Origin of the sequence: Ulvibacterium sp. (assembly GCF_965248315.1) — a bacterium.
In the GTDB taxonomy this organism is placed as follows: Bacteria; Bacteroidota; Bacteroidia; order Flavobacteriales; family Flavobacteriaceae; genus Ulvibacterium.
This window is the reverse complement of record NZ_CBDFIX010000002.1, coordinates 4,363,157-4,388,093: the sequence shown is the minus strand read 5'-3', so window position 1 is coordinate 4,388,093 and position 24,937 is coordinate 4,363,157. Positions and strand designations below refer to the sequence as shown.

Annotated in this window: 25 protein-coding genes; 12 read left to right on the top strand and 13 right to left on the bottom strand. The window is 40.8% G+C overall.

Features of this window, described 5'->3' with window-relative positions; genetic code table 11:
- Positions 1-60: 60 nt before the first annotated feature.
- The 4 genes from ACP2AF_RS20360 to ACP2AF_RS20345 all read left to right on the top strand — a co-directional run bounded on the left by ACP2AF_RS20360 (position 61) and on the right by ACP2AF_RS20345 (position 3,030).
- The gene (locus ACP2AF_RS20360) at positions 61-648 is read left to right on the top strand and encodes a PASTA domain-containing protein (RefSeq protein ID WP_425237963.1); all 588 of its coding nucleotides are present in this window, start codon (positions 61-63) and stop codon (positions 646-648) included.
- A gap of 5 nt (positions 649-653) precedes the next feature.
- Positions 654-1,688, top strand: a complete 1,035-nt coding sequence (locus ACP2AF_RS20355; RefSeq protein WP_425237962.1) for an RluA family pseudouridine synthase — start codon at positions 654-656, stop codon at positions 1,686-1,688.
- Between the two features lie 162 nt (positions 1,689-1,850).
- Positions 1,851-2,612: a peroxide stress protein YaaA gene (yaaA, locus tag ACP2AF_RS20350; RefSeq protein ID WP_425237961.1), complete on the top strand. Its 762-nt coding sequence runs from the start codon at positions 1,851-1,853 to the stop codon at positions 2,610-2,612.
- A gap of 55 nt (positions 2,613-2,667) precedes the next feature.
- On the top strand, positions 2,668-3,030 hold the full coding sequence (locus ACP2AF_RS20345; RefSeq protein WP_425237960.1) for a hypothetical protein: 363 nt from the start codon (positions 2,668-2,670) through the stop codon (positions 3,028-3,030).
- A gap of 1 nt (position 3,031) precedes the next feature.
- Here ACP2AF_RS20345 and ACP2AF_RS20340 read toward each other — a convergent pair whose 3' ends face one another.
- Positions 3,032-3,160: a 30S ribosomal protein THX gene (locus tag ACP2AF_RS20340; RefSeq protein ID WP_120713267.1), complete on the bottom strand. Its 129-nt coding sequence runs from the start codon at positions 3,158-3,160 to the stop codon at positions 3,032-3,034.
- Between the two features lie 114 nt (positions 3,161-3,274).
- Between ACP2AF_RS20340 and ACP2AF_RS20335 the strand changes: the two genes are divergently transcribed.
- Positions 3,275-3,934, top strand: coding sequence for a uracil-DNA glycosylase family protein (locus ACP2AF_RS20335; protein WP_425237959.1), 660 nt, complete (start codon positions 3,275-3,277; stop codon positions 3,932-3,934).
- A 164-nt stretch (positions 3,935-4,098) separates the two neighbouring features.
- Positions 4,099-6,645 (top strand): phosphoenolpyruvate carboxylase, encoded by a 2,547-nt coding sequence (locus tag ACP2AF_RS20330; protein WP_425237958.1) that lies wholly within the window; start codon positions 4,099-4,101, stop codon positions 6,643-6,645.
- 88 nt (positions 6,646-6,733) lie between these two features.
- Here ACP2AF_RS20330 and ACP2AF_RS20325 read toward each other — a convergent pair whose 3' ends face one another.
- The 12 genes from ACP2AF_RS20325 to ACP2AF_RS20270 all read right to left on the bottom strand — a co-directional run bounded on the left by ACP2AF_RS20325 (position 6,734) and on the right by ACP2AF_RS20270 (position 19,200).
- Complete coding sequence (locus ACP2AF_RS20325) at positions 6,734-8,170, bottom strand: hypothetical protein (protein WP_425237957.1); 1,437 nt, start codon at positions 8,168-8,170, stop codon at positions 6,734-6,736.
- Positions 8,171-8,381: 211 nt separating this feature from the next.
- Positions 8,382-9,482: an adenylate/guanylate cyclase domain-containing protein gene (locus ACP2AF_RS20320; RefSeq protein ID WP_425237956.1), complete on the bottom strand. Its 1,101-nt coding sequence runs from the start codon at positions 9,480-9,482 to the stop codon at positions 8,382-8,384.
- 99 nt (positions 9,483-9,581) lie between these two features.
- Positions 9,582-11,078 carry a M20/M25/M40 family metallo-hydrolase gene (locus ACP2AF_RS20315; RefSeq protein ID WP_425237955.1) on the bottom strand — a complete coding sequence of 499 codons (1,497 nt, stop codon included), beginning with the start codon at positions 11,076-11,078 and terminating at the stop codon, positions 9,582-9,584.
- A 275-nt stretch (positions 11,079-11,353) separates the two neighbouring features.
- On the bottom strand, positions 11,354-12,118 hold the full coding sequence (gene trpA, locus ACP2AF_RS20310; RefSeq protein WP_425237954.1) for a tryptophan synthase subunit alpha: 765 nt from the start codon (positions 12,116-12,118) through the stop codon (positions 11,354-11,356).
- A 66-nt stretch (positions 12,119-12,184) separates the two neighbouring features.
- A complete protein-coding gene (gene trpB / locus ACP2AF_RS20305) occupies positions 12,185-13,417 on the bottom strand; it encodes a tryptophan synthase subunit beta (RefSeq protein ID WP_425237953.1) in 1,233 nt (410 codons plus the stop codon).
- On the bottom strand, positions 13,407-14,036 hold the full coding sequence (locus ACP2AF_RS20300; RefSeq protein WP_425237952.1) for a phosphoribosylanthranilate isomerase: 630 nt from the start codon (positions 14,034-14,036) through the stop codon (positions 13,407-13,409). The genes trpB and ACP2AF_RS20300 overlap by 11 nt, the downstream gene beginning before the upstream one ends.
- An 11-nt stretch (positions 14,037-14,047) precedes the next feature.
- Entirely contained in the window at positions 14,048-14,830 is a 783-nt protein-coding gene (trpC, locus tag ACP2AF_RS20295; protein WP_425237951.1) for an indole-3-glycerol phosphate synthase TrpC, read from the bottom strand.
- Positions 14,831-14,852: 22 nt separating this feature from the next.
- Positions 14,853-15,848 (bottom strand): anthranilate phosphoribosyltransferase, encoded by a 996-nt coding sequence (gene trpD / locus ACP2AF_RS20290; RefSeq protein WP_425237950.1) that lies wholly within the window; start codon positions 15,846-15,848, stop codon positions 14,853-14,855.
- On the bottom strand, positions 15,845-16,426 hold the full coding sequence (locus ACP2AF_RS20285) for an anthranilate synthase component II (RefSeq protein ID WP_425237949.1): 582 nt from the start codon (positions 16,424-16,426) through the stop codon (positions 15,845-15,847). The genes trpD and ACP2AF_RS20285 overlap by 4 nt, the downstream gene beginning before the upstream one ends.
- A 2-nt stretch (positions 16,427-16,428) precedes the next feature.
- On the bottom strand, positions 16,429-17,826 hold the full coding sequence (locus tag ACP2AF_RS20280) for an anthranilate synthase component I family protein (protein WP_425237948.1): 1,398 nt from the start codon (positions 17,824-17,826) through the stop codon (positions 16,429-16,431).
- 317 nt (positions 17,827-18,143) lie between these two features.
- Positions 18,144-18,722, bottom strand: coding sequence for a YceI family protein (locus ACP2AF_RS20275; RefSeq protein ID WP_425237947.1), 579 nt, complete (start codon positions 18,720-18,722; stop codon positions 18,144-18,146).
- Between the two features lie 31 nt (positions 18,723-18,753).
- Positions 18,754-19,200, bottom strand: a complete 447-nt coding sequence (locus tag ACP2AF_RS20270) for a MarR family winged helix-turn-helix transcriptional regulator (protein WP_425237946.1) — start codon at positions 19,198-19,200, stop codon at positions 18,754-18,756.
- A 141-nt stretch (positions 19,201-19,341) separates the two neighbouring features.
- Between ACP2AF_RS20270 and ACP2AF_RS20265 the strand changes: the two genes are divergently transcribed.
- The 6 genes from ACP2AF_RS20265 (at position 19,342) to ACP2AF_RS20240 (ending at position 24,935) form a co-directional block, all read left to right on the top strand.
- Complete coding sequence (locus ACP2AF_RS20265) at positions 19,342-19,650, top strand: rhodanese-like domain-containing protein (RefSeq protein WP_425237945.1); 309 nt, start codon at positions 19,342-19,344, stop codon at positions 19,648-19,650.
- Positions 19,651-19,706: 56 nt separating this feature from the next.
- A complete protein-coding gene (locus tag ACP2AF_RS20260; protein WP_425237944.1) occupies positions 19,707-20,990 on the top strand; it encodes a DUF2851 family protein in 1,284 nt (427 codons plus the stop codon).
- Between the two features lie 10 nt (positions 20,991-21,000).
- Complete coding sequence (locus ACP2AF_RS20255; protein WP_425237943.1) at positions 21,001-21,228, top strand: PspC domain-containing protein; 228 nt, start codon at positions 21,001-21,003, stop codon at positions 21,226-21,228.
- Positions 21,229-21,230: 2 nt separating this feature from the next.
- Positions 21,231-22,244: a potassium channel family protein gene (locus ACP2AF_RS20250; protein WP_425237942.1), complete on the top strand. Its 1,014-nt coding sequence runs from the start codon at positions 21,231-21,233 to the stop codon at positions 22,242-22,244.
- A gap of 200 nt (positions 22,245-22,444) precedes the next feature.
- Positions 22,445-24,040, top strand: a complete 1,596-nt coding sequence (locus ACP2AF_RS20245) for an alanine/glycine:cation symporter family protein (RefSeq protein WP_425237941.1) — start codon at positions 22,445-22,447, stop codon at positions 24,038-24,040.
- Between the two features lie 10 nt (positions 24,041-24,050).
- On the top strand, positions 24,051-24,935 hold the full coding sequence (locus tag ACP2AF_RS20240) for a ComEA family DNA-binding protein (protein ID WP_425237940.1): 885 nt from the start codon (positions 24,051-24,053) through the stop codon (positions 24,933-24,935).
- Positions 24,936-24,937: the final 2 nt, after the last annotated feature.

The window sequence follows — 24,937 nt, the reverse complement described above, 5'->3', positions numbered from 1 at the left end:
GAAAGGTTAAAACCATTTGTTTTGGCTCATTTCCTATCTTTGTCCGACGATTGTTTGGCCATGAGAAGTTTTTTCGATTTTTTAAGGAGTAGAACCTTTTTGGTACAGATAGGCTTATCCTTGGTAGTTTTGATAGGCTTAATTTTTTTGTGCCTTCGTTGGTTGAACAGTACTACCAACCATGGGGAATTCGTTGTTGTACCGGATTTTTCCAAAATGTCGGTAATGGATATGCGGCAAGCCGTGGAAGAATCAGGTTTGCGCTATGAAGTATTGGATTCTGCGAACTATAGCCCAGAATACCCTAGGTTTTCCATTATAGAGCAAGACCCATCAGCAGGTAGCAAGGTGAAGGAAAACAGAAAGATTTATTTTACCGTTAACCCTTCCGGGTACAAAAAGGTAACCGTACCCAATATTATTCAAGTAACACAAAGAAACGCTTCTTCTATGCTGCGTGCAGTAGGTTTGGATGTGCAACGGGTTACATACATTGATCAGTTGGGAAAGGATATGGTATACTACATAAAGCACAAGGGAAAGGACATAAAGCCTGGCGATAAATTGCCGAAAACTTCTAAAATAGAGCTGGTCTGCGGAAATGGGACTATTCCGGAAAGTGCGCGGGTTCAAGCCGAGTCCAACTAAAAGTTATGGAGGAACAGGGTACCCGCGAACCTGAAGGGGACGAACTATTTGAACATTATAAATTTGTAGCTTCAAAAGGACAAGAACCTTTACGCGTGGATAAATTTTTGATGAATTTCATAGAAAATGCCACACGAAACAAAATTCAGCAAGCCGCCAAAACAGGAAACATTTGGGTAAACGAGTCCATTGTAAAGCAGAATTATAAGGTAAAGGCCGGAGATGTGGTAAAAGTACTTTTTGAGCATCCTCCACATGAATTCCTTTTGGTCCCGGAAGATATTCCACTGAATATTGTTTATGAAGATGAGACTTTATTGGTTGTGAACAAGCCTCCTGGAATGGTGGTCCACCCAGGTCACGGAAACTATTCGGGAACTTTGATCAATGGGCTTATACATCATTTTGATAACCTCCCGATAAATAGCAACGAACGGCCCGGGTTGGTGCATCGTATAGACAAGGATACCTCCGGACTACTAGTGGTGGCCAAGACTGAAACGGCCATGACCCACCTGGCTAAACAATTTTTTGATAAAACCTCCGAGCGGGAGTACATAGCTTTGGTTTGGGGCAATGTAGAGAATGATACGGGAACAATTGAGGGTCATATAGGCCGAAACCCTAAAAATCGATTGCAAATGCAGGTATTTCCTGATGGCGATCAAGGTAAGGAAGCTGTCACGCACTACAAGGTGCTGGAACGTTTGGGATATGTTACCTTGGTTTCCTGTAGATTGGAGACAGGCCGTACACATCAGATAAGGGTCCATATGAAACACATAGGCCACACACTGTTCAACGATGCCAGGTATGGTGGGGAACGAATTCTAAAGGGCACGGTGTTCACAAAATATCGACAGTTTGTGGAAAATTGTTTCAAGGTTCTACCGCGCCAAGCACTCCATGCCAAGACCTTGGGCTTTTTGCACCCGGTTACAGGAAAGCAAATGCGCTTCGATTCCGAAATTCCGGAAGATATGTTACAATGTATCGAAAAGTGGAAAGGGTATTCCAAGCAGAGTAGAGGTTTAGCATAAATACTTATGGGTTGGCTTTGACGGGGGCACTCTTTTTATCATATTTTTTCAAGGTGTAGTAGTATTGTTTTTCCAAATGGAGCTATCGAAAACTCTTTACATACAAGGTGCCAATATCCCAAAAATCATTGTTATTTTTAGGGTGCCTAAACATATAAAAAGATGAAAGTTGTCATTTCCCCCGCTAAATCGCTAGACTTTGAAAGCAAATTGCCTAGCCAAAGATATACCGAGCCCCAGTTTCTGGAACAATCCAAAAGGCTTAATAAAGTTTTGCAAAAGAAAAGACCTAGGGCATTGTCCAAACTAATGAATATTTCGGACAATCTAGCCCAATTGAATTGGGAACGCAATCAGAAGTTCACAATCCCATTTTCGCCTGAGAACGCGCGTCCTGCGATGTATGCCTTTAATGGTGATGTATATCAAGGGTTGGATGCCTATACCATTCCCGAGGAGAAATTGGAGAAGTTACAGGATACGTTACGTATCCTATCCGGGTTATATGGTATCCTAAGGCCTTTGGATCTTATACAGCCCTATAGATTGGAAATGGGTACCCAGTTGAGGGTAAACCGAAGAAAGAATTTGTACGAGTTCTGGAAAAAGGACTTGACCGCTCACCTTAATTCCAAAATGGAAAATGACGAACTCTTCCTCAACCTGGCCAGCAATGAATATTTTGGGGCTATTGATGAGAGGGCCTTAAAAGTTCCTGTCGTTACCCCCATTTTTAAAGATTGGAAAAACGACAAGCTTAAGGTTATCAGCTTTTTTGCAAAAAAGGCCCGCGGTTCCATGGTCCGCTATATCTCGGATACGGATGCCAAAACATTGGACGATATCAAAGGGTTTGATTATGATGATTATCTATATAGCAAGGAGCATACTTTAAGGGAAGATCAGCCAGTGTTCGTCCGATAGAATATTTTTCCAAAGCAACCGTTTTATCTTTATAACATCTCTTTAAAAAATAAGGATGAAACAGTTTTTTATTTTAACATTATCTCTATTAGTTTTGAGCTGCACAGATCGGGATGATGGTGTTGATGCCGTAAACATCCGTATAAGGAATACCAGCAATATAACTTTTGATGAAGTTCAGGTTTCGGATGCAGAAGAAGTTTATGAAAACGTGTCAGCTGGGGACTATTCCGGATATTTGGAGTTTGAAACGGCCTTTCAATATGCATTCATCCAAATTAGGTCAGGTGAAGATACCTTCACACTACAGCCTATTGATTTTGTGGGGGAGACTCCTTTACCCATAGGATTCTATACCTACGAACTTGATATTACCGAGGATGGAAATGTAGACCTTAGCTTTATAATAGATTATTAGGTCATTTCTTTTTGGTTACTGCTATTTTTTCCTCCACCGTTAATCGTTTTTTGATTTTCCTGGGCCTTCTCGCCCCATGAGACCGGTTCGCTATTTTTCCTCTTCTGGTTTTTATATCTCCTTTCCCCATTTAGTTCTATTTTAAGAATTTATGTCTTAAATTACGAAATTGTGATAATAAATGCAATCCTCTGTCCAAGGGAGTTGACCCTACAAAAAACCATTTCGTTTTTAAGATATACCCATGTTTTTGCACACTCACCCTTATAAACCTTTCCTTTTCCCAGAGGCCACAAAGCTCATTGTAGGAACATTGCCACCTCCTAGATTTACTATGGGGAATCTAAAGAAAGGTGACGTGGATTTTTGCTATGGTAGTAGGGATGGACAGCTTTGGCCCATACTTGATCGCATTTTTCACCTTGATTTAAAATTCGAGACTACGGATGAAGCTATAAAACAGCGGATGGATTTTTTAAAGTATAAAAAAATCGGTATTTGTGACATCGTTGAAAGTGCGGAAAGGGCAAAATTGGATGCCTCGGACTTAGGGATGAGCAACATAAAGCTTAGAAATATAATAGGGTATTTGAAGGAATTGCCCAATGTTAACACGCTTTTATTTACTGGAGGTAATAGTAAAAATGGACCGGAATACTTTTTTCGGAAACACCTAAAAACGTTCAATTTGGAATTGAACCTAATTTCCAATGAGATTCCTAGAATCCATTCCTTTACGTTGCCCCTTACGCAAAGAACCATAAAAACAGTATCCCTTACCGCACCTTCGGGAGCGGCAAACCGGGCGGTTGGGAGTTTGGAGGCCTATAAACAAAGAAAAAGGGAAAACCCCGATTTCAACACCTTGGATTTTAGAATATTGCAGTACAAGGCATTTTTTTAGGTTACTATTTTTGACAATTGATAAGCAGCCTTGTTCATTTTGTGGTGTCCGTGTTCTATTTTGTTATTTTGATTGGAAATCCAAGGGGAATTGCCCAATAATGTTGATATTTACCGTCTTGGTTTTATGAGTAAACCACCCAAAATTCAATATTTATTCATTTTATGCAACGATCAGAAAAATTAGAGGAGTTCAAGAAATCGGTCACCAATAGGTTTAATGTTTACAACAGCCTGTTCCTTAATCTTCCCTATCGAAATATTGAAAACGTCGGTATGTTGATTCCCTTGCTATTTGAACAATGCGAAAAGGGGTTGAAATCCGGAAAAAAACCACAGGAAATACTGGATGCCTTCTTTCAGAACTATGCCAATGTTGAATCCGAAAAGGATAGGATAGACTTCATGTTTCGAATCATCCAATATGTAGAAAGACAAGTGGTGCTTTATGACAGTGTTGAGGACGCGGCTTTCCCCAAGTTGCACCAACATACGACATCCTTGTCCATAAAGGATTATTTTCAATTGGTAAACGAGAATAAAAGCTGGGATAAGATTGCAAAGAAATTATCTACGTTTAGTGCGCGGATAGTACTTACCGCACACCCCACCCAATTCTATACCCCGGCCGTTCTGGATATTATGGAAGAGTTACGCACCTTAATTCTTGAAGATCGTATTAATGATATTGATTTGACCCTACAACAATTGGGGCTTACTTCACTGATCAATGCCCAAAAACCTACACCCCTGGATGAGGCCAAGAATATCATTTATATCCTTAGAAACGTGTATTATGATGCGATGGGAGAACTTTTTGCCTATATCAAAAACAATATTAAAGATGATTATTTTGACAATTACAACATCATGAAATTGGGTTTTTGGCCAGGAGGAGATCGTGATGGTAATCCTTTTGTTACGGCCGATATTACCAAAGCCGTAGCGGATGAACTTCGCCTTACGTTGATGAAGTGCTATTATAATGATTTGAAGCGATTGCGCAAGAAACTAAGCTTTAAAAGCTTACGGTCGCTGTTGAACAGTCTTAGGGACAATCTTTACATTGCTATGTTCGATTCCCAAAGATCTGTAGACTATGGTGATATCATTGGCCCGTTACTTAATATCCGTGAAATTTTGATAAACGACTACCATTCCCTCTATGTAAAAGAATTGGACCATTTTATAGATAAAGTACGGATTTTTAAGACCCACTTCGCCACACTGGATATTCGTCAAGACCATAGCAAGCATAAACTGGTGGTGGAAAATGTACTCAAGCAAAAGGGATTGATCAAAGAGGAATTGGATGAGCTTACGGAGAAACAACTTACACGTATCCTTTTGAAAGAAAAATGGACTTTGAAACCTACCGACTTTGACGACGGAATCGTTAAGGATACTATCCAGAACATCGCACAGTTGAGCGATATCCAGAAAAAAAATGGGGAGGAAGGTTGCAACCGTTACATCATAAGTAATTCGGAGGACATTTTTTCGGTATTGTTTGTTTATGGATTATTCAGATGGTGTGGTTGGGACGCGGATAAAATCAATTTTGATATTGTTCCCCTTTTTGAGACTATGAAGGGCATGGAAAATTCTGAGGCCGTAATGCAATCGCTTTTTGATTTGCCACAGTACAGGGCACATTTAGAGCACAGGAACAGTACCCACACCATGATGTTGGGTTTTTCCGATGGTACCAAGGATGGAGGTTATTTAAAAGCCAATTGGTCCATTTTAAAGACAAAGGAAACCTTGTCCAAAGTTTGTAAGAAGAATGGGGTCAAAGCCATTTTCTTTGATGGACGTGGGGGCCCTCCGGCAAGGGGAGGGGGCAAGACCCACCGGTTTTACGCGGCACAGACCAAGGATGTTGCCAATCATGAGATACAGCTTACCATACAAGGTCAGACCATTACAAGTACATACGGGAACAAGGAACAGTTTATGCATAACTCCGAACAGTTGCTTACTGCTGGATTGTCCAATAATCTGTTTGGAAAAGAGCACGTTATTTCAAGGGCATCCAGGAAATTGATAGAAGAATTGTCGGAATTGAGTTTTGCCAAATATGATGCTTTGAAGAACCATGAGATGTTCATCCCATATCTGGAGAACCGAAGTACCCTAAAATACTATACCAAGGCCAACATTGGGAGTAGGCCTGGAAAAAGAGGCAATAAGAAAAAACTGGAACTTACCGATCTTAGGGCCATATCCTTTGTAGGTTCTTGGAGCCAGTTGAAACAGAACGTACCGGGTTATTTCGGTTTGGGAACGGCAATTAAAACACTTAAGGATGATGGTAGGATCAGTGAGGTTAAAAGACTATATAAGGAAGTTCCATTTTTTAAAGCCTTGATGCTCAATAGTATGATGTCTTTATCCAAATGCTATTTTGAGCTTACCAGTTATATGAAGGAAGATGAGGCTTATCGCGATTTTTGGAATATTCTACATGAGGAGTATAAACTATCCAAGGAAATGTTACTGCTCATTTCTGGATATACCATTTTGATGCAGGACGAAGAATTGTCCAGGGAATCCGTTAAGATTAGAGAAAACATCGTATTGCCCTTGTTGGTAATTCAGCAATATGCGCTCCAAAAAATCGGACAGAATGCGGACCATAAGGATTTGTATGAGAAAATAGTGACCCGATCACTGTATGGAAATATTAATGCAAGTAGAAACTCTGCTTAGTTCTTTTTACTTATAATGCAAAAACATAGAAACCCCGTAAATAAATAGCATTTGCGGGGTTTCTTATAACATTTTGTTTTGCTTGTTTTTAGTGAGGCAATTCTCGGGTTACTTTAATATAATTGGATAGGTCAAAGCATCCTTCCAAATCGTTGGCGTTCATACCCATTTCAGCACCTTTTAAACCATCTTCATAACGCAGATACCAGATAAAGCATACGCCAACACCTGCATCGTCAAAGTTTACACCTTCAACTGCTTCAAGAGTTGGTGGAAGACCTAAAATTTTGCCTGTATCATCGGTAATTACCCAAGTGCTGTTGGTTCCTGAAGCTTCAGGGTTATCCAAGGTAATTCCACTTACCATATCAGGAGTACCATCTACCTTAAAGGTAAAGGGGCCACCGGAAAGGGTTCCAGCTTCCGTTTTCCTTCGGTTCACGGTCAAAGCATTTGAGAGATCAAAGTTTCCTTTTAAATCATTGGCGTTCATGCCTACTTCGGCTCCGTCCAATTCCCCTTCATAACGTAAATACCAGATAAGGCAAACCCCTGGACCTGCACCGTCAAAATCTACACCTTTAACAGCTTCAAGAGTAGGTGGTAATCCTAGAATGTTTCCTTCATCATCTGTAATGACCCAAGAGCTCTCGCTTCCATACGCCTCAGAGCTATCCAGTGTAATTCCATCTACAAAATCAGGGGTTCCGTCAACACAGAAATCATACGGGCCTCCTGCAATTTCACCTGCATTGGCACCCATTAGCCGTGTTACTTGTATCGAATTGGAAAGGCTAAAGCATCCTTCCAAATCATTGGCATTCATACCCATTTCTGTGCCCACAAGGCCATCTTCATAGCGTAAGTACCAGATAAGACAAACTCCGGCCCCGGCTCCATCAAAATCTACTCCCTTAACGGCTTCCAGAGTAGGTGGTAGCCCAAGGATATTCCCTTCGTCATCTGTAATGACCCAAGTACTATTGGTACCGGCCACATCCGTATCGTCCAGGGATAATTCTGTTACAAAATCTGGTGTGCCGTCAACTGTAAATTCATAGGGGCCTCCGGAAAGTGTTCCCGCATTGGGTTGACTACGAGTTACTTCTATAGAATTGGAAAGATCAAAGGTTCCTTCCAGGTTATGCACATTCATGCCCATCTCCGCACCTGTAAGGCCATCTTCGTAGCGCAGGTACCAGATAAAGCAAATCCCGGGTCCGGCACCATCAAAATCAACGCCGCCTACATCATCCAACGTCGGTGGAAGGCCAAGGATATTCCCTTCATCATCTGTAATGACCCAAGTGCTATTGGCACCAACGGCATCCGTATTGTCAATTGTAATGTCGCTTACAAAATCCGAAGTACCATCTACACAAAAGTAAAAAGGTCCTCCGGAGATAGTACCCGCTGCCGGTACTACCTCAACCTCCTCCTCTGGAGCAACGGCTTCGTCGTCATCCTCACAACTTGCTGTGAAGAGCAGTAGTGCTAAAATTGGTAATACATAAATCTTTTTCATTTTCTCTGTTTTTAAGTTTGCCTAAAAATCAGATTATGGCGTAACAGGAAGCTCACAAAGCCATCAATTTTCTGTGATACTTTGAGAATATTTTTGTTAGAAATGCAGAATAGGGTATTACTAGAGTAAGGAAACCGGGGCTTTTTTTCTTTCACCCGATACGATAACTTTAAGAACGCCTGCCTTTAAATTTTAAAAAAGCGATTACCATTTAGGATATCGTATTTTGATGTACTGCGCTGATCCTAATTTTTTTCTCCTTCCCCTTTAATATATGCTCTCCCAATGATTTGATCTTAAATCCTTTTCCGAGGTTCAGATGGCTTAATAGATGGTCTGAAACAATGATATCAATCTCATGCTCATTGCACAAGGATTGTATTCTGGCCGTTGTATTCATGACATCACCAGTAAAAATGATTTCTTTCTTAAGCGCACCTATTTCACCTGTGGTTACTTTTCCAAAATGAAAGCCGGCTTTAAAATCCGGGGAAATGCCGAAATGCTTTTGGTACCAATCCGATTTTTTCTTGAGATCTCTTTTCATATTGAAAAAGCATTGGATACAATGGTTATTTTGTATTCCTTTTTCAAATTTCCAAGACACTACAATCTCATCACCTACATATTGATATACCTCTCCAAAACTATTGACTATGGCACTTGAAAGATCATAGTAATAGGTCTTTAGCAATTCAAAGTATTTTATGTGGCCCAACGTTTCCGCAATTGCTGTGGACGATTTCATATCGGCGAACATGAATATTCTTTCCTCTTCCTTGGGCGTATGATATTTTCCCGTAAAGAAATTGATCAAAACCCCATGACCAATATTATCACTTATTTCGGCATACATGAGTGAGACACCCAAGGAAACCATTATTTGCAATAATGTACTTAAATACTCAGTACTATTAAGGAAACCGTGATATTTTTTCCATACTTGGTTATCCAGGACATGGGTGTTAAGCTCAATAGCGGCAGCGATTGGGAATAATATCAGGATTACAAGGAACGAGAATGCAAAGTAAATGATAAGTTTATAGAGGATTTTTTTTAGAAAGCTCTTTTTTGCAAATAGCTTGTTTAAAAACAAGAGTTCAATGGCTCCTACCAGAAGTCCCACCCCGGTTACGGCCAGGCAACCGAAAACAAGAATTTCGAAATCCACTCGGATACCACTGGAAGAAGAAGTGCCCGAACTGTCAATTATAACCTGTTCAACAGTTATGAAAACCAATCCCAAAATCAACCAAATAACCCCAAAAGGGATAATGCGCGCAATATTTCTTCTAGTTTTGGGCGATAACACTTTTGTAATATGAATTAACTCGATTTTATTTTAAAACGATATGGTCCGTAAGTTTCCCTTACCAAAATGACTGGCAGTTAAATCGCCCTAGAATCTTGTTCAATTAGGTGAGGTGCTCAATATTTGATAAAACGCCTTGATACCGTATGCCAGCTGACCAATTTTCAAGTTCTCATTGGGACTGTGCTGATTGTTATCAGGGTTCACCATTGGAACGATAAAGGCCGGGATCTGCAATTCATTGATAAAAGGTGCGATGGGCACCGTACCGCCCATAATGCGAATCTGTACAACATCCTCCTCAAAAGCATTTTTTAATGTGTTTGCTAAGAAAGTCCCATATGGATTATCAAGGTCCGTACGAAATGCATCCGTTACCGAACCCTCCCGAACCGTCATTATTTTATCGTATTCCGCGCGCTGCTTTTTGGAGGGAACGGTGTCAGTGATAAAGAATCCTTGTTGTTCAATGTGTTTTTTGACGAGATCTTTTAGGCGATTGCCATCGGTTTCCGGTACCAGTCGCAGGTCCAATTCTGCCGTGGCGGCGGCGGGCACAATGGTCCTTGCCTTGTCCCCGATCCATCCTGATCCCAATCCCCTAATGTTTAAGGAAGGGTATTGCAGGGATTCCTGATAAAAACTTCCAACTTTTTCGGGAGTTCTAATGGCCAGATTGGAATTAATAGTTTCCGCGATGTCCGGGACGCTTTTTAGGACCTCCAACGTAGGGTCGTCCAAAGAAATTCCATCATAATAGCCAGCTATGGAGACCTTCCCATTTTCATCTTTCATACTGGCAAGAAGTTCTGCTAACAAAAAGCCGGGATTTGGGGCATAGTTGCCATAATGTCCGCTATGTTGTGGTTTTATGGGACCATGGGTTGTCAAGGTCATTGTAGTAATTCCACGACAGCCGTAGACCAAGGTCGGCTTTTCCGAAACATGTACCGGTCCATCGGCGATGACTAAAAAATCCGCTTCCAAGAGTTCCCTATATTCCTTTACCGCCTTGGGCAGCGGCTTGCTACTCTTCTCCTCTTCACCATCTAAAATGACTTTAATATTAAACAGGATTTCCACGTCGTTTTTTTGTAACAGATCTATGGCGTTCAAAAGCATTACAATAGGCCCTTTATCATCCGAAGTAGATCTACCGAACAATCGCCAATCATAATTGAGGTCTTCGTTTAGATCTTCAAAGGATTCAGTTTGCCACCCATCTTCAGTTTTGGATTTTAGCACGGTTCTGTAAGGATCAGGTTGATCCCATTTGGTCCGGTCCACGGACTGTCCATCAAAATGCATATAGAACAAGATAGTCGGTTTTTCGTCTTCCATAGGAAGAGCGGCAAAGAACAACGACTCACCTTCAGTAGGAAGAATGGAGGAATTGAAGCCTCTTGTATTGAATGCTTTGGTCAACCAAGTGAGATTGCGATTAATGTCCGCATGGTCCAATGCATCATTGGGAATAGCTATAAATTCTCGAAGCTCATCAATGCTGTGACCAACCTGTGATTTAAGTTGTAGGGTATCCTGGGAAAAAATAGATAGGGTGGACAAAAAGACAAAAAACAGTGTTGTTTTTTTCATGGAATATTTGTGTGAATTGGAATTCTAAAAGTAGAAAATTCGTTTACAAATCTAGGACATTCTTCAATTTTTCAACCTTAAAATAATCCATCTGAATAGAAGCATAAATGGAAAACCATGTAGTAGGACATCAAACCAGTCCATAACCCCCATTCCGATGCCCCCGCCAGCCAACCATTTAATTTTCCCTACAACGTGGGGTTCGGGAAAATAAGGAGCCAATCCCAAAGTAAGACATAGTAAAAGAACAATCTTCCAATGGTTGATCAAGTCCTTTAGCACCGAATCGATTTTATAAAATCTGCAATGGAATCAATCCCATTTTGGGTCAAATGCTTTATGAAGGCGGAACCAATAATGGCACCTTTTGCTTTTTCCGTAGCCTGTGTAAAAGTCTCTGCATTACTAATACCAAAGCCCACGATCTGCGGGTTTTTCAGATGTAGGGAAGCAATGCGTTCAAAATAGTCCTTTTGCTCCGCACCGAATCCTTGCTTGGCACCCGTGGTACTGGCAGAACTGACCATATAAATAAACCCCTCCGAGGCGCCATCAATTTGGGAGATACGCTCATCACTGGTCTGGGGTGTAATCAAAAAGGCATTAAGGAGCCCATATTTTTTAAAAAGGTTCTCATACTCCTCCTGGTACACATCAAAGGGAAGGTCGGGAAGAATAAGTCCATCTATTCCTATTTCCCTGCATTTTTTGCAAAAGGCTTCCACACCATATTGTAGAACAGGATTAAAATACCCCATGATGATTAGTGGGATTGAAATGGTTTCTCTAATGTCCTTTAACTGTTCAAAAAGGATTTCAGTAGTCATGCCATTTTTGAGAGCAGCCGTAGAACTCTCTTGAATGGTAGGCCCATCGGCCAACGGGTCGCTGAAGGGCAAACCGATTTCGACCATATCCACCCCATTTTTTTCCAATGCGCCAATAATTTTCACGGTGTCGTCCAAATGGGGATAACCGGCCGTGAAATAGATGGATAGCAATTTTTCGTCTTCTTTTAATTTTTTGTTGATTCTGTTCATAATCAAGATTAGAGATTTCAGATATAAGAAATAAGACTATACTATCGAAAATCTTGTATCTAATTTCTAAAGTCTAAAGTAGTCAATATAAGTGCTCAAATCCTTGTCCCCCCGGCCCGATAAATTGATTACCACCACATCATCCTTCTTAAATTTTTTGTAATCAAAAATAGCGAAGGCATGGGAGGTCTCAATGGCAGGAATTATTCCTTCCAGTTGTGATACCTCCAGACCCGCTGTCATGGCTTCATCATCCGTGATGGAGATAAACTCCCCACGGCCCGACCGAAATAAATGGGCGTGCATTGGGCCAACACCGGGATAGTCTAAACCTGCCGAAATGGAATAGGGCTCAGTAATCTGTCCATCCTGGGTCTGCATCAACAAGGTTTTACTCCCATGAATAATACCCACCTTGCCCAGGGCGGATGTAGCAGCACTTTCACCCGAATCGATTCCCTTGCCGGCTGCTTCTACGGCGATGATCCCTACATCCTTTACATCCAAATAATGGTAAAAGGCACCGGCCGCATTACTTCCTCCACCCACGCAGGCTACGACGTAATCTGGATTTTCACGGCCTTCCTTTTCCTTTAATTGCCATTTGATTTCCTCTGAAATAACGGATTGGAACCGAGCCACCATATCCGGATAGGGATGTGGTCCAACGACGGAACCAATGATATAATGCGTATCCACGGGATTGTTTATCCAATCGCGTATGGCCTCATTGGTGGCATCCTTTAACGTTCTACTTCCCGAAAGGGCGGGCCGTACCTTTGCCCCTAGCATCTTCATACGGGCTACATTGGGGGCCTGGCGGGCAATATCGATTTCTCCCATATATACTACGCATTCAATGCCCATAAGGGCGCAGACCGTTGCCGTTGCCACACCATGTTGTCCCGCTCCGGTTTCTGCAATGATCCTATTTTTACCCAGTTTTTTGGCCATCAAAATTTGTCCAATGGTATTGTTTACTTTATGTGCACCGGTATGGCAGAGATCTTCTCGTTTAAGATAGATTTTGGCACCATACTTTTTAGAAAGTCTATCCGCAAAATAGAGTGGGGTAGGCCGGCCCACGTAATCCTTAAGTAGCTGGTCAAATTCCTGCTTAAAGGAAGGTTCTTCCATGATCCGGATATAATTCTGGCGCAATTCTTCCGTATTGGGATAGAGCATTTCGGGGATGAAAGCTCCTCCGAATTCTCCGTAATATCCTTTTTCATTAGCATGATAGGCGCTATTGACCGACCTTTCCCCCAAAGAAGAGGACGCATTTATTTCATCTTTCATCAATCTTTTTTTTAAATTCTTTCAACTCCTGAATGTTTTTAAGTCCCGGTTCCAGTTCAAACCTGCTATTGACATCAATAGCATAGCAATGCTGTGCTTCGGGCCGTTTCATAAATTCCCTTAGGGACTCTACCTCCTCTAGGCCAATACCACCACTTAAAAAATAAGGTTTGGTAGAGGGATAATTTTTCAAAACTTTCCAATCAAAGGTATAACCATTGCCGCCGGGGAGTTTTCCTTTGGTATCAAAAAGATAGTAATCGCATACATTTTCGTAGGGCCTTAATTCATCAAAATTGAAGTCATTCTTTATAGAAAATACCTTTATGATCTGGATGGGCTCCTTAAAATTCTGTTGTTGCAATTCCTTACAGAATCCAGGACTTTCACTACCGTGTAATTGTACTGCCTCTAAGTGGTATTTTTTGATTTTTTCTACGACTTCATCAAGCTTGGCATCAACAAATACCCCAACCTTTTGCATACCCTGCGGTAGCTGCGGAATTTCCCCATCAAAGCAGCGGGGGGATTTCTTCCAAAAAATAAAACCCAAATAGTCCGGCCGTAAGGCAGCGACTTCCCCTGGGTTATATTTCATTCCACATACTTTGAGTTTCATGGGTACAAGTTTCAAATTAGGTTGGTGATAAATTCAGTGGCACTCCTACCCGGATCATCGGTTTTCATAAAATTCTCCCCGATCAAAAAGCCTCGGTAACCGTATTTTTTAAGCTCTTTAATGGCCTCCACATTGCTTATGCCGCTTTCCGAAACCTTTATAAAATCATCGGGAATCTTTTCTGACAGCGATTTACTGGTGTCCAAGCTTACCTCAAAGGTTTTTAGGTTTCGATTGTTTACCCCCAACATATCCAAACTGGGCATAAGGGACTTTTGCAGCTCAGTTTCATTATGCACTTCCAAAAGAACATCCAAACCAAGACTTTTGGCAAATTTTGAAAGAGCCTGTATTTCCTCCTTTGTCAAAATGGCCGCAATCAATAATATGACATCGGCACCGTAGGCTTTGGCCTCTAGAATTTGATATTCGTCTATGATGAATTCCTTACGCAATAATGGCAGTCCTACCACGGACCTAGCCAAAATTAAATCATCCAAGGAGCCTCCAAAATATTTGCCATCGGTTAAGACAGACATGCCACAGACTCTGGCATTCTCATATCCAAGAGCCACATCCTGAATGCTTAATTTTTGATTGATGACCGATTTGGAAGGCGATCGTCGTTTATGTTCTGCGATAATACCCGTTTCACTTTTTGATAGTGACAAAGCCAAAGAATCGGTTTCCCTGCCAAAGAGCAAGCTATTTTCCAATTGTGAGATTGGGACCATGGTCCTTTTTAAATCGACCTCTTTTCTTTTATCGGCCACTATCTTGTCAAGTATGTTCATTTTTGTCAGTCCTTCCGAATTTTTAATTTTTGCTCAATTCCTGTAATTTTTTCAGGGTATTTAGCCCCTTACCGCTTAAAAGCGATTCCTTGGCCTTTTCAAATCCGTCCTTAGGGCTACTTTTTTCAACCGTGGCAATGGCAATACCGGCATTGGCACAGACCACATTGTTTTGGGCTTCGGTGCCCTGTCCTTTTAAAATATCCATGAATATTTGTGCCGACTCTTCTACACTATCTCCTCCTACAATTTCCGATGATGCTATAGGATTTACTCCAAAATCCTCAGGTCTTAGCACACCCTCGGAGCCATTGGAAATGGTTTTTGTATTACCCGTAAGCGAAATCTCATCATAACCATCCAAAGCATGCAATACCGTAAATCTTTTATCGGTATTCTGATAAAGGTATCCGTACATTCGGGCCAGCTCCAGATTAAATACCCCCACCATTTGGTTTTTAGGGAAAGCGGGGTTCACCATGGGCCCCAACATATTAAAAAAGGTCTTTACGGCCAACTCCCTTCGAATCGGTGCCACATTTTTCATGGCCGGATGGAACAATGGTGCATGCAGTACACAGATACCGGTATCGGCAATGGACTTTTCCAAAAAATCCTTTTCATTGCTAAACCGAATACCCAAAAATTCCATTACGTTGCTGCTACCGCATTTTGAGGACACCCCATAGTTACCATGTTTGGTAACTTTTATGCCCGCACCTGCAGTAACAAACGAGGCCAAAGTAGAGATATTGAAAGTGTCCTTGCCATCACCCCCCGTACCGCAAAGATCAATAGGGTTGTAATCGGATAGATCCACTGCTAAACAAAGTTCTAGGAGGGCATCCCGAAAACCTTCCAGTTCCTCTATAGTTATACTCCGCATCATGTACACGGTTAAGAATGCCGCTATCTGACTGGTATTATAATCGCCCTTGGCAATGTTGACCAAAACCTGTTTGGCATCCTTCTTTGAAAGAACGTCATGGTTTATCAATCTATTTAGTATTTCCTTCATCTTGCGGTTTTATGGTTACTATTTAGCCAATTTCCTAAAATTTGTTTTCCATGGGGGGTCAATACTGATTCTGGATGAAACTGTACGGCACAAACATCGAATTCCTTATGACGAAGGGACATGATCTGCCCATTTTCATCGAAGGAAGTTGCCTTCAGATTTTCCGGTAAATCGGGATGGACCACCCAAGAGTGATATCTGCCTACTTCAATTTCTTTGGGAATGCCTCTGAACAAAGCATCATCCCCAACAATTTGTATTGTAGTGGCCACTCCATGATACACCTTCTCCAAATTTACCAGGGTACCGCCAAAAACTTCTCCAATGGCCTGTTGTCCCAAGCAAACTCCGAAAATTCTTTTGGTAGGGGCATAGGTCGCAATGACTTCCTTTAAAAGTCCAGCTTCATCCGGAATACCTGGACCTGGGGATAGAACTATTTTTTTGAAAGCCTCTACCTCATCCAAAGTTAATTGATCGTTTCGTTTTACGACTACCTCACAATCCAGGTCCTCTAAATAGTGCACCAGGTTGTAAGTGAAACTATCGTAGTTATCTATTACCAAAATCTTCTCCATAGTTAGATAGTTTCTGCAATTTCAAGGGCTTTATTCAAAGCACCGAGTTTGTTGTAGGTTTCCTGAAGTTCATTATCCGGGTCTGATGCAGCCACCAATCCGGCTCCGGCCTGAAAGTGCAATTGATGGTTTTTGCTTAAAAAAGTCCGAATCATGATGGCGTGATTAAAGTTTCCGTTGAAATCCATAAAACCAATGGCTCCGCCATAATAACCCCTACTCGTTTTTTCATATTTTTCTATAAGTTGCATGGCCATGTGCTTGGGCGCTCCGCTCAGGGTTCCGGCAGGAAAGGTATCCGCTACCACTTTCATGGTAGGAATATCGTTTTTCTTTTGTCCGGTCACTTTGGAAACCAAGTGGATAACATGGGAGAAGTATTGTACCTCGCGATAATTTTCCACACTTACCATGTTACCGTTACGGCTTAGGTCGTTTCGGGCCAGATCTACCAACATTACATGCTCACTGTTTTCCTTGTCATCCTCCACAAGCTTTTTGGCCAAAACAGCATCCTGTTCATCATTGCCAGTACGTTTAAAGGTGCCCGCAATGGGATGGATTTCCGCTTTGCCATTTTTTACAACAAGCTGTGCTTCCGGCGAACTGCCGAAAATCTTGAAATCGCCATAATCAAAATAAAACAAATAGGGCGAAGGGTTTACGGATCGCAGGGCCCGGTAAACATTAAATTCATCTCCTCTGAATCCCTGTGAAAATCTTCGTGACAGCACTAGCTGAAAGACATCACCGCGCTGGCAATGTTTTTTGGCCAAAACCACGTGTTGTTTGTACTCCTCGTCCTTGAGGTTGGAAACTACTTTGCCGTCCCTGGAAAAATTGTAGGATGCAAAATTTTTAACATTAAGGATTTGTTCAAGCTCGGCCGTGTTATCTTCGGTATTGTAGCAATGGGCAAAAATATAGGCTTCGTTCTTGAAGTGGTTAATGGCGATTATATTTTGATAAACGGCATAATAGATATCGGGAATGGCTATGGAGTTCTGCTTTTTTGTTACTTCAATATCTTCGTAGTAGCGCACGGCATCATAGGCCATATAACCAAAGAGCCCGTTATTGATGAATTTAAAACTGTTATTTTCTCCTTCAAATTTTTTGCTGAAGGTATCAACAATATCCACCACATCGGTATCCGGACCAATTTTAATTTTCGTCTGGGTCCCGTCCGGAAATTGCTCTGTCACTAATTCATTGACCACCTCAATAGAGGCGATCGGATTGCAACAGATATAGGAAAAACTATTATCGTTGGCGTGGTAGTCACTACTTTCCAAAAGGATGCTATTAGGAAACCGATCCCTTATCTTTAGGTATACGCTAACCGGAGTAATGGTATCCGCCAGGATTTTTTTATTGTACGTCTTGAGTGAATATATCATGATTTAACGATTGTAATGTTGTCTCTATAAGGTGGAAAAATCTTTGAACGCTCAGTTTTCCATACGGGTTATATTATATTAAAATGAAATCAAAAATTCCTCAATTAAAAAAGGCTTGTCGTGATGACAAGCCTTATATAGTTTTTACTACAATGATGCTCAGCTCACGCTCGTTGTCGTAAGTTGTTCCACCACCAAGTATTTACGTTCACATTTTTCATTAAGCGTCAAATATAAAAATCATTTTTAAAACTGCAAATCAAATCGTACAATAAAAAAACCCGCCTAGGCGGGTTTTCAATGTGAGGTCAAGTTTATTAAAATTCCAAATCTACGACCAGGTCGAATTCATCATAAATGGTTTTGTCCCCTAAGTTATCAAAAAAACTGCCAGAACCATAACGTACATCATATTCTGCGCGATCTACTTTAAGGGTAGCGGTGGCTTTGTTTCCATAAATGGAGACATCGAAAGTTACAGGTTTAGTGATTCCCTTAATGGTCAGGTCGCCTGTTACTTCATAGGAATTTTTACCGGAGGACTTCACCTTGGTAAAGACAAGTTTTGAAGTAGGGTGAGTTTCAACTCCAAAAAAATCGTCTGATTTCAAGTGGCCTTCCAATTTACCCTTGTATTCCCCTTCCAAGTCCGTGGAAATCAAAGAAACCATATTTACCACAAACTCGCCTCCTGTTAATTTATCCCCATCGAACATTAGGGCACCTTGCTTTAAATCTACCGTTCCCGTGTGCGATCCGGTTACTTTGTAGGCCTTCCAGGTAACTTTACTTTCCTTGGTCTTCACTTCCTTTTTTTCTCCATCTATGGGAGTACTAGCGGTTGCGGACGCTCCAAAAACTATAGCCAATGCTAAACTTAATACATTTTTTTTCATGATCTTGGTTTTAATAGTGTTCTACTTTTAGTTAAAATTTATTGAATAATGTGTTTAATTGTTCCAATTCCCTTTGGTTGAAATTTTGGAGAATCTTTCTTTCGGCTTTATTCATGGCTAAATCCATTTTTTTTAATTCCTCTTCTCCCTTTTTAGTTATGGTAATCTCTACTTTACGCCGATTTGACCGACATGTTTTGCGGTTGGCATAACCTTTGGACAACAATTTGTCCACCAATCGTGTCGTATTACTCATTTTTGTTACCATACGTTCATTTAAGGTGGAAAGGTTGGCAGGTTTTCCTTTTTGCCCCCTTAAAATACGCAATACATTAAATTGCTGAAGCGAAACATCGTAGGGTTTTAATGCCATGGATATTTCTTCGTTAATTTTATTGTTCACCAGCATAAAGTGAATAATCGTCCTGCTATTTAATGCGATTGATCGATCGGTCTTTATGATTTCTTCTACATTCATGCCACTACAACAATTGTATATACAAATGTATATGTTTTTTTCAACCTTCTAGAGGATGACAAGCTAAATTTTTGTTAAAAAGCGCAACACGTTTTTTAAGATAAAGAACTACTTTTGAAAAATCTAAAACGTAATTGAACTATGGATCTATCGCAAGAAGAATGGGAAGAACAACTTGAAAATGATGACAATGCCTTTATATTGGATGTACGTACTCCAGAGGAGGTAGAAGAAGGTTATATCCCAAACGCAGTGAACATCGATATTTATTTGGGACAGGAATTCGTTGACGAATTGGAGAAATTGGACAAGGAAAAGAACTATTATGTGTATTGTAGAAGTGGTAATCGTAGTAGACAGGCCTGTGCCATACTGAACAGTATCGGTATTGAAAATGCCTATAACTTGGAAGGTGGAATTTTGGAATGGGAAGGTGATTTGACAGAATAACCAATTATCGGCAATCGTAGCTGCTTTTAGATTCAAGCCATAATCAATGAGAATCCATGCGAGAAGATTTGCTTCATTTTATTTGGAAGTACAGGAAACTCCCTAAGAAGGGCCTCCTTACTTCAAATGATCAGGAAGTTGAGATTCTTGAGGTTGGGATACACAATCATTTGGCAGGTCCCGATTTCTTTAACGCAAAGATTCATATAGGCGGGCAACTCTGGGCCGGAAATGTAGAGATACATGTAAAATCATCCGACTGGTACGTTCATGGTCATGAAAGGGATCCCAACTATAACACGGTAATCCTTCATGTAGTTTGGGAAGACGACGCTACCGTTTTTCGAAGTGACGAAAGTGAAATCCCCACCTTGGAACTTAGGCAATCCATTCCTGCTTATCTTTTAAACAACTACCAAGGCCTCTTTAAAAAAAGGCATAAGCGTTTTATTAATTGTGAAAAGGATATTGACCAAATCGAGCCTTTTGCTTTCCAGAATTGGTTAGATCGGCTTTATTTTGAACGATTGGAAAATAAATCGATCCTGGTAGAAGATTTATTAAAAGATTCAAGGAACAACTGGGAGCATGTACTTTTTGCTTTATTGCTCAAAAACTTTGGATCCAAAATTAATGGCGAGTCATTTTTAAGTTTAGGTAGAGTGTTGGATTTTTCCGTTATTAGAAAAATTCAAAATGACCCCTTCAAACTGGAAAGTGTTTTTTTTGGCTTGGCCGGTTTATTGAAAAATGATTCAATTACGGACATCCATTACACCAATTTAGCCAAAGAGTACGGTTATCTAAAAACGAAATATCAACTGAACGACGAAGGCGTTCAGCGGCCAGAATTCTTTAAACTCCGTCCTGCCAACTTTCCTACCATACGCCTGTCCCAACTAGCAAATTTATATGGTAAACATCCCAATCTATTTAGTAAGGTCATGGAAGCGGGCAGCATAACGGATATCTATTCCATTTTTACCATATCTGCAAGTGATTACTGGGATACTCATTTTACGTTTGGAAAGGAATCAAAACGGAGTACGAAAAAATTGACCAAGATATTTGTGGACCTCCTGATCATTAATACCATAATTCCGCTAAAATTCTGCTATGCAAAACATACGGGAAAGGAGGTGAATGAAGAAATCACTGTGCTGGCATCACAACTGAAAAAGGAGGAAAATACCATTGTCAAAAGCTTTGGCGGCCATGGGATAGAGGCTCGGAACGCCTTGGAAAGTCAGGCCTTATTGCAGTTATATAATGAATATTGTACCAAAAACAAATGTCTGGACTGTGTGGTGGGTGCAACCATATTAAATAGAAATATTTAATTTTAGGCCAATGAAATTGTTCTACCAAATACTCTACTATTTTCAAAAGCGAGGTTTTGAAGTATGTAGACGTATCGCCGATAGGTTGGGCATCCGCGCTAGAGTGGTCCGCACTTCCTTTATCTACCTTACTTTTGTTACCCTGGGCTTTGGATTTGCCCTGTATCTTTTTGTGGCCTTTTGGCTTAGAATAAAGGATCTTGTACATACTAAAAGAACTTCGGTTTTCGACCTTTGATTATGATAAAGCTTTTTCGTTCCAAAATATATCTGTCGCTCTTCCTAATGGTCTCGGTATTGCTCTTCGGTATTTTGGGATACAGGTATGTTTCCGATTATTCCTGGATAGACGCCTTTTACATGACCATTATAACCATAACAACGGTTGGTTTTTCGGAGGTACGGCCCATGGATATCGAAGGAAAGATTTTTACCGTAATTTTAATTGTATCCAGTGTTTTCATATTTGCATTTGGACTATCCGTTATAACGGAATATATACTGAGCAGAAATTCGTTGCAAATTCTAAAAAAGAAAAAAGTGAGAAATACGATCAAGAGCCTTAAAGATCATGTTATTGTTTGTGGCTTTGGACGCAATGGTATGCAGGCTGCCGAACGTTTAAAAGCCTATAATCGCCCTTTTGTGGTCATTGAGAGGAATAAGGAAATTATTGAAAAACATGAAGATGAAGTCCTTTTCGTTGAAGGGGATGCCAATGAGGATGAAGTATTGAATCAGGCAGGCATTGAGCGAGCACAATATTTAATAGCGGCCTTACCAGATGATGCGGCCAATCTCTTCGTTGTGCTTAGCGCACGTCAGTTAAATAAGGATTTGTTTATAATCAGTAGGGCTTCGCAGGTGGCTTCACAAAAAAAGTTAACCCTCGGCGGGGCGAATAAAGTCATTATGCCGGACAAGATCGGTGGAGATCATATGGCCTCGTTAGTAGTAATGCCAGACCTTATCACTTTTATGGATAAGCTCTCCATGGAAGGCCGGCATACTACCAACCTTGAAGAGGTTGCCATAGAGGATTTTGCCGATCAAGTGGATTGCAATTCCCTTAGGGACTTGGACCTAAGAAGAAAAACAGGCTGTACCATTATAGGATATATAGACCCGGATGGGAAATATATAATTAATCCAGAGGCGGATATGCAACTGCAACCTAAAAGTAAGGTGATTGTATTGGGAAGGCCGGAACAGATTCAAAAATTGAACGAGATGTTTCATATAGAAGCGTCCTAGTATGCTAACCAAGAAGTTTTCCATCCGATTTTAGCAAAATAAGCCTGATCTCTGAACCAGGAAAGACCTTGGATAATTATACAATGGTAAGAAAATGCCTGGTTGACCGTTAGTACAATACAGACATTAATTTGACTGGGTTGATTATTTTTAAGATATTGCTGGCTTTACGTTAAAGTAACTCACCAAAAATACGCATTATGAAGTACCGGCCGATTTCCTTGATTGCTTTTTTATTGCCCTTATTTTCGTTAGCGCAGGAAACCGTTGAGAAAGGATTAGATCAAAAAATAGATGAAGCTTTTGGGAGTGCTACAGGCTGGTTCGTGAACTTTGTTTTTTATCGAATTCCCTTTAGTGATGAGATACAGGTATATTGGGTTTTGTTTCCCTTGATAATCGGAGCGACCTATTTCACTTTTTACTTCAAACTTATCAATTTCAGAGGTTTTTTCACCTCAATAAATATTGTCCGGGGAAAATATGATGAGATGGATCATCATGAACCTCTTTCCATGGCCGGAGACCCCACCCCGGGAGATGATGTTCTGCAAACCATGGCAGTCGAAGGGCATAGTGGTGAAGTCTCCCATTTTCAGGCACTCACCGCAGCACTTTCAGCAACCGTTGGTTTAGGAAATATTGCCGGGGTAGCTATAGCCGTATCTATTGGTGGCGCTGGCGCTACCTTTTGGATGATCGTGGCCGGACTCCTTGGCATGGCCTCAAAATTTGTGGAATGCACCCTAGGTGTAAAGTATAGGGATATTGAATCTGATGGCACGGTCTACGGAGGTCCCATGTATTATTTACGGAAAGGTTTAAAATCTAAGGGGCTAGAGGGACTTGGAAAAGTTTTAGCCGGTTTGTTCGCAGTTTTCGTAATAGGTGGTTCCTTCGGTGGGGGAAACATGTTTCAAGTAAACCAGGCTTTCCAATTGGTAGAGAATATTACGGGGGGGGACCAATCCTTTTGGTATGGAAAAGGGTGGTTGTTCGGTATAGTGATGGCCATATTGGTCGGTATAGTGATTATTGGAGGTATCAAAAAGATAGCCAAAGTCACCGATAAAATTGTTCCATTTATGGTGGTCATTTATGTGGGAGCTTCCCTATTTGTGTTAATATCCAAGTACGATATGATCGGAGACGCGTTTATGCAAATTATCAATGGCGCATTCAGTCCTACGGGCGTTCTTGGCGGAGCCGTGGGTGTATTGGTGCAGGGATTCCGGCGTGCCGCATTTTCCAACGAGGCTGGTGTGGGATCTGCTTCCATTGCCCACTCCGCGGTAAAAACAAAATATCCTGCTTCAGAGGGCATGGTGGCCTTATTGGAACCATTCGTGGATACGGTGGTGGTATGTACAATGACGGCGTTGGTTTTGATAATTACCGGAAATGTTACTGCCGCAAATGCAACCTTAAACGATTCCCAAGCCATATTACTGACTTCCGGAGCTTTTGAATCCGTTATTTCCTGGTTCCCATATGTGCTGACAATTGCCGTGGTCCTATTTGCCTTCAGTACTATGATTTCATGGTCTTATTATGGTTTTCAGGGTTGGGCCTATCTTTTTGGAAGAAGCAAGAGAACCGAGTATACCTATAAGATAATCTTCTGTATTTTTGTAATCATCGGAGCTGCTGCAAGTTTGGGGTCGGTCATCGGTTTTTCAGATGCCATGATTTTTGCAATGATGGTGCCAAATATGATTGGATTGGTACTTCTTGCCCCAAGGGTAAGGGAAGAATTGAATACCTACCTCAACGCCATAAAAGCACTAGGAAAATAAAGACCGCCCATTGAAAGATTTTAAATCCCACTTCAGGTTCAACAAAAGGGAGCGAAGCGGGGTTTTCTTTTTGCTACTCATTATACTGCTTCTTCAAGCAGGGTACGTACTATTCCTGCATCTTCCCATACCTAAACCTAGAAGTACATTTTCAGCGGACATCGGGTTACAGTCAAAAGTTGATGTTTTAAAAGAAAAGGCATTGCAAGGGGATTCGGTAAAAGTGTACCCTTTTAATCCTAATTTTATAAATGATTATAAGGGTTATACTTTGGGAATGTCAGTGGATGAAATAAACCGACTGCACGTTTTTCGAAAGCAAAACCTATATGTAAACTCATCAGAAGAATTTCAGCAAGTAACTTTGGTGTCGGATTCCTTGCTGGCAATAATTTCATCTTACTTTAGATTTCCGGAATGGACACAGAATAACAATTATAAATCTGTTGAAAGGAACAAGAATCCAAAAAACTCCGAAAAGGAACAAAATACAATTACAATAAAAGACTTGAACAAGGCAACCGTTGAAGACTTAAAATCCGTACATGGAATAGGAGATAAGCTATCGCAACGCATAGTAAAGTTCAGAAATCGTTTGGGTGGCTTTTTGGTAGATGAGCAATTATTTGATGTATATGGACTGGATTCCCATGTGGCCAAAATCGCCCTAAAAAGTTTTAGGGTCATAGAGAAACCTGATATTAAGAAAATAAATATCAATACGGCCTCCGTAGAAGAGATGGTTCAATTGGTGTATCTTAGAAAGAAGGTTGCCCTCCATATAGTAGAATATAGGAATATGAACGGAGGTATTGGTTCTCTTGACGAATTGACCAAAATTGAAGATTTTCCATCGGACAAGATTGACAGAATTAAATTATATTTGACGCTATAAAA

Excerpts from the sequence above, each read along its gene's own strand:
- ACP2AF_RS20270 (WP_425237946.1), bottom strand. The coding sequence starts at position 19,200 with ATGAATGTAGAAGAAATCATAAAGACCGATCGATCAATCGCATTAAAT.
- ACP2AF_RS20280 (WP_425237948.1), bottom strand. The coding sequence starts at position 17,826 with ATGATATATTCACTCAAGACGTACAATAAAAAAATCCTGGCGGATACC.
- ACP2AF_RS20315 (WP_425237955.1), bottom strand. The coding sequence starts at position 11,078 with ATGAAAAAAACAACACTGTTTTTTGTCTTTTTGTCCACCCTATCTATT.
- ACP2AF_RS20325 (WP_425237957.1), bottom strand. The coding sequence starts at position 8,170 with ATGAAAAAGATTTATGTATTACCAATTTTAGCACTACTGCTCTTCACA.
- ACP2AF_RS20250 (WP_425237942.1), top strand. The coding sequence starts at position 21,231 with ATGATAAAGCTTTTTCGTTCCAAAATATATCTGTCGCTCTTCCTAATG.
- ACP2AF_RS20340 (WP_120713267.1), bottom strand. The coding sequence starts at position 3,160 with ATGGGGAAAGGAGATATAAAAACCAGAAGAGGAAAAATAGCGAACCGG.
- trpB (WP_425237953.1), bottom strand. The coding sequence starts at position 13,417 with ATGAAAGATGAAATAAATGCGTCCTCTTCTTTGGGGGAAAGGTCGGTC.
- ACP2AF_RS20275 (WP_425237947.1), bottom strand. The coding sequence starts at position 18,722 with ATGAAAAAAAATGTATTAAGTTTAGCATTGGCTATAGTTTTTGGAGCG.
- ACP2AF_RS20360 (WP_425237963.1), top strand. The coding sequence starts at position 61 with ATGAGAAGTTTTTTCGATTTTTTAAGGAGTAGAACCTTTTTGGTACAG.
- trpD (WP_425237950.1), bottom strand. The coding sequence starts at position 15,848 with ATGAAGGAAATACTAAATAGATTGATAAACCATGACGTTCTTTCAAAG.
- ACP2AF_RS20260 (WP_425237944.1), top strand. The coding sequence starts at position 19,707 with ATGCGAGAAGATTTGCTTCATTTTATTTGGAAGTACAGGAAACTCCCT.
- ACP2AF_RS20300 (WP_425237952.1), bottom strand. The coding sequence starts at position 14,036 with ATGAAACTCAAAGTATGTGGAATGAAATATAACCCAGGGGAAGTCGCT.
- ACP2AF_RS20330 (WP_425237958.1), top strand. The coding sequence starts at position 4,099 with ATGCAACGATCAGAAAAATTAGAGGAGTTCAAGAAATCGGTCACCAAT.
- ACP2AF_RS20335 (WP_425237959.1), top strand. The coding sequence starts at position 3,275 with ATGTTTTTGCACACTCACCCTTATAAACCTTTCCTTTTCCCAGAGGCC.
- yaaA (WP_425237961.1), top strand. The coding sequence starts at position 1,851 with ATGAAAGTTGTCATTTCCCCCGCTAAATCGCTAGACTTTGAAAGCAAA.
- trpA (WP_425237954.1), bottom strand. The coding sequence starts at position 12,118 with ATGAACAGAATCAACAAAAAATTAAAAGAAGACGAAAAATTGCTATCC.
- ACP2AF_RS20245 (WP_425237941.1), top strand. The coding sequence starts at position 22,445 with ATGAAGTACCGGCCGATTTCCTTGATTGCTTTTTTATTGCCCTTATTT.
- trpC (WP_425237951.1), bottom strand. The coding sequence starts at position 14,830 with ATGAACATACTTGACAAGATAGTGGCCGATAAAAGAAAAGAGGTCGAT.
- ACP2AF_RS20285 (WP_425237949.1), bottom strand. The coding sequence starts at position 16,426 with ATGGAGAAGATTTTGGTAATAGATAACTACGATAGTTTCACTTACAAC.
- ACP2AF_RS20355 (WP_425237962.1), top strand. The coding sequence starts at position 654 with ATGGAGGAACAGGGTACCCGCGAACCTGAAGGGGACGAACTATTTGAA.
- ACP2AF_RS20265 (WP_425237945.1), top strand. The coding sequence starts at position 19,342 with ATGGATCTATCGCAAGAAGAATGGGAAGAACAACTTGAAAATGATGAC.
- ACP2AF_RS20345 (WP_425237960.1), top strand. The coding sequence starts at position 2,668 with ATGAAACAGTTTTTTATTTTAACATTATCTCTATTAGTTTTGAGCTGC.
- ACP2AF_RS20255 (WP_425237943.1), top strand. The coding sequence starts at position 21,001 with ATGAAATTGTTCTACCAAATACTCTACTATTTTCAAAAGCGAGGTTTT.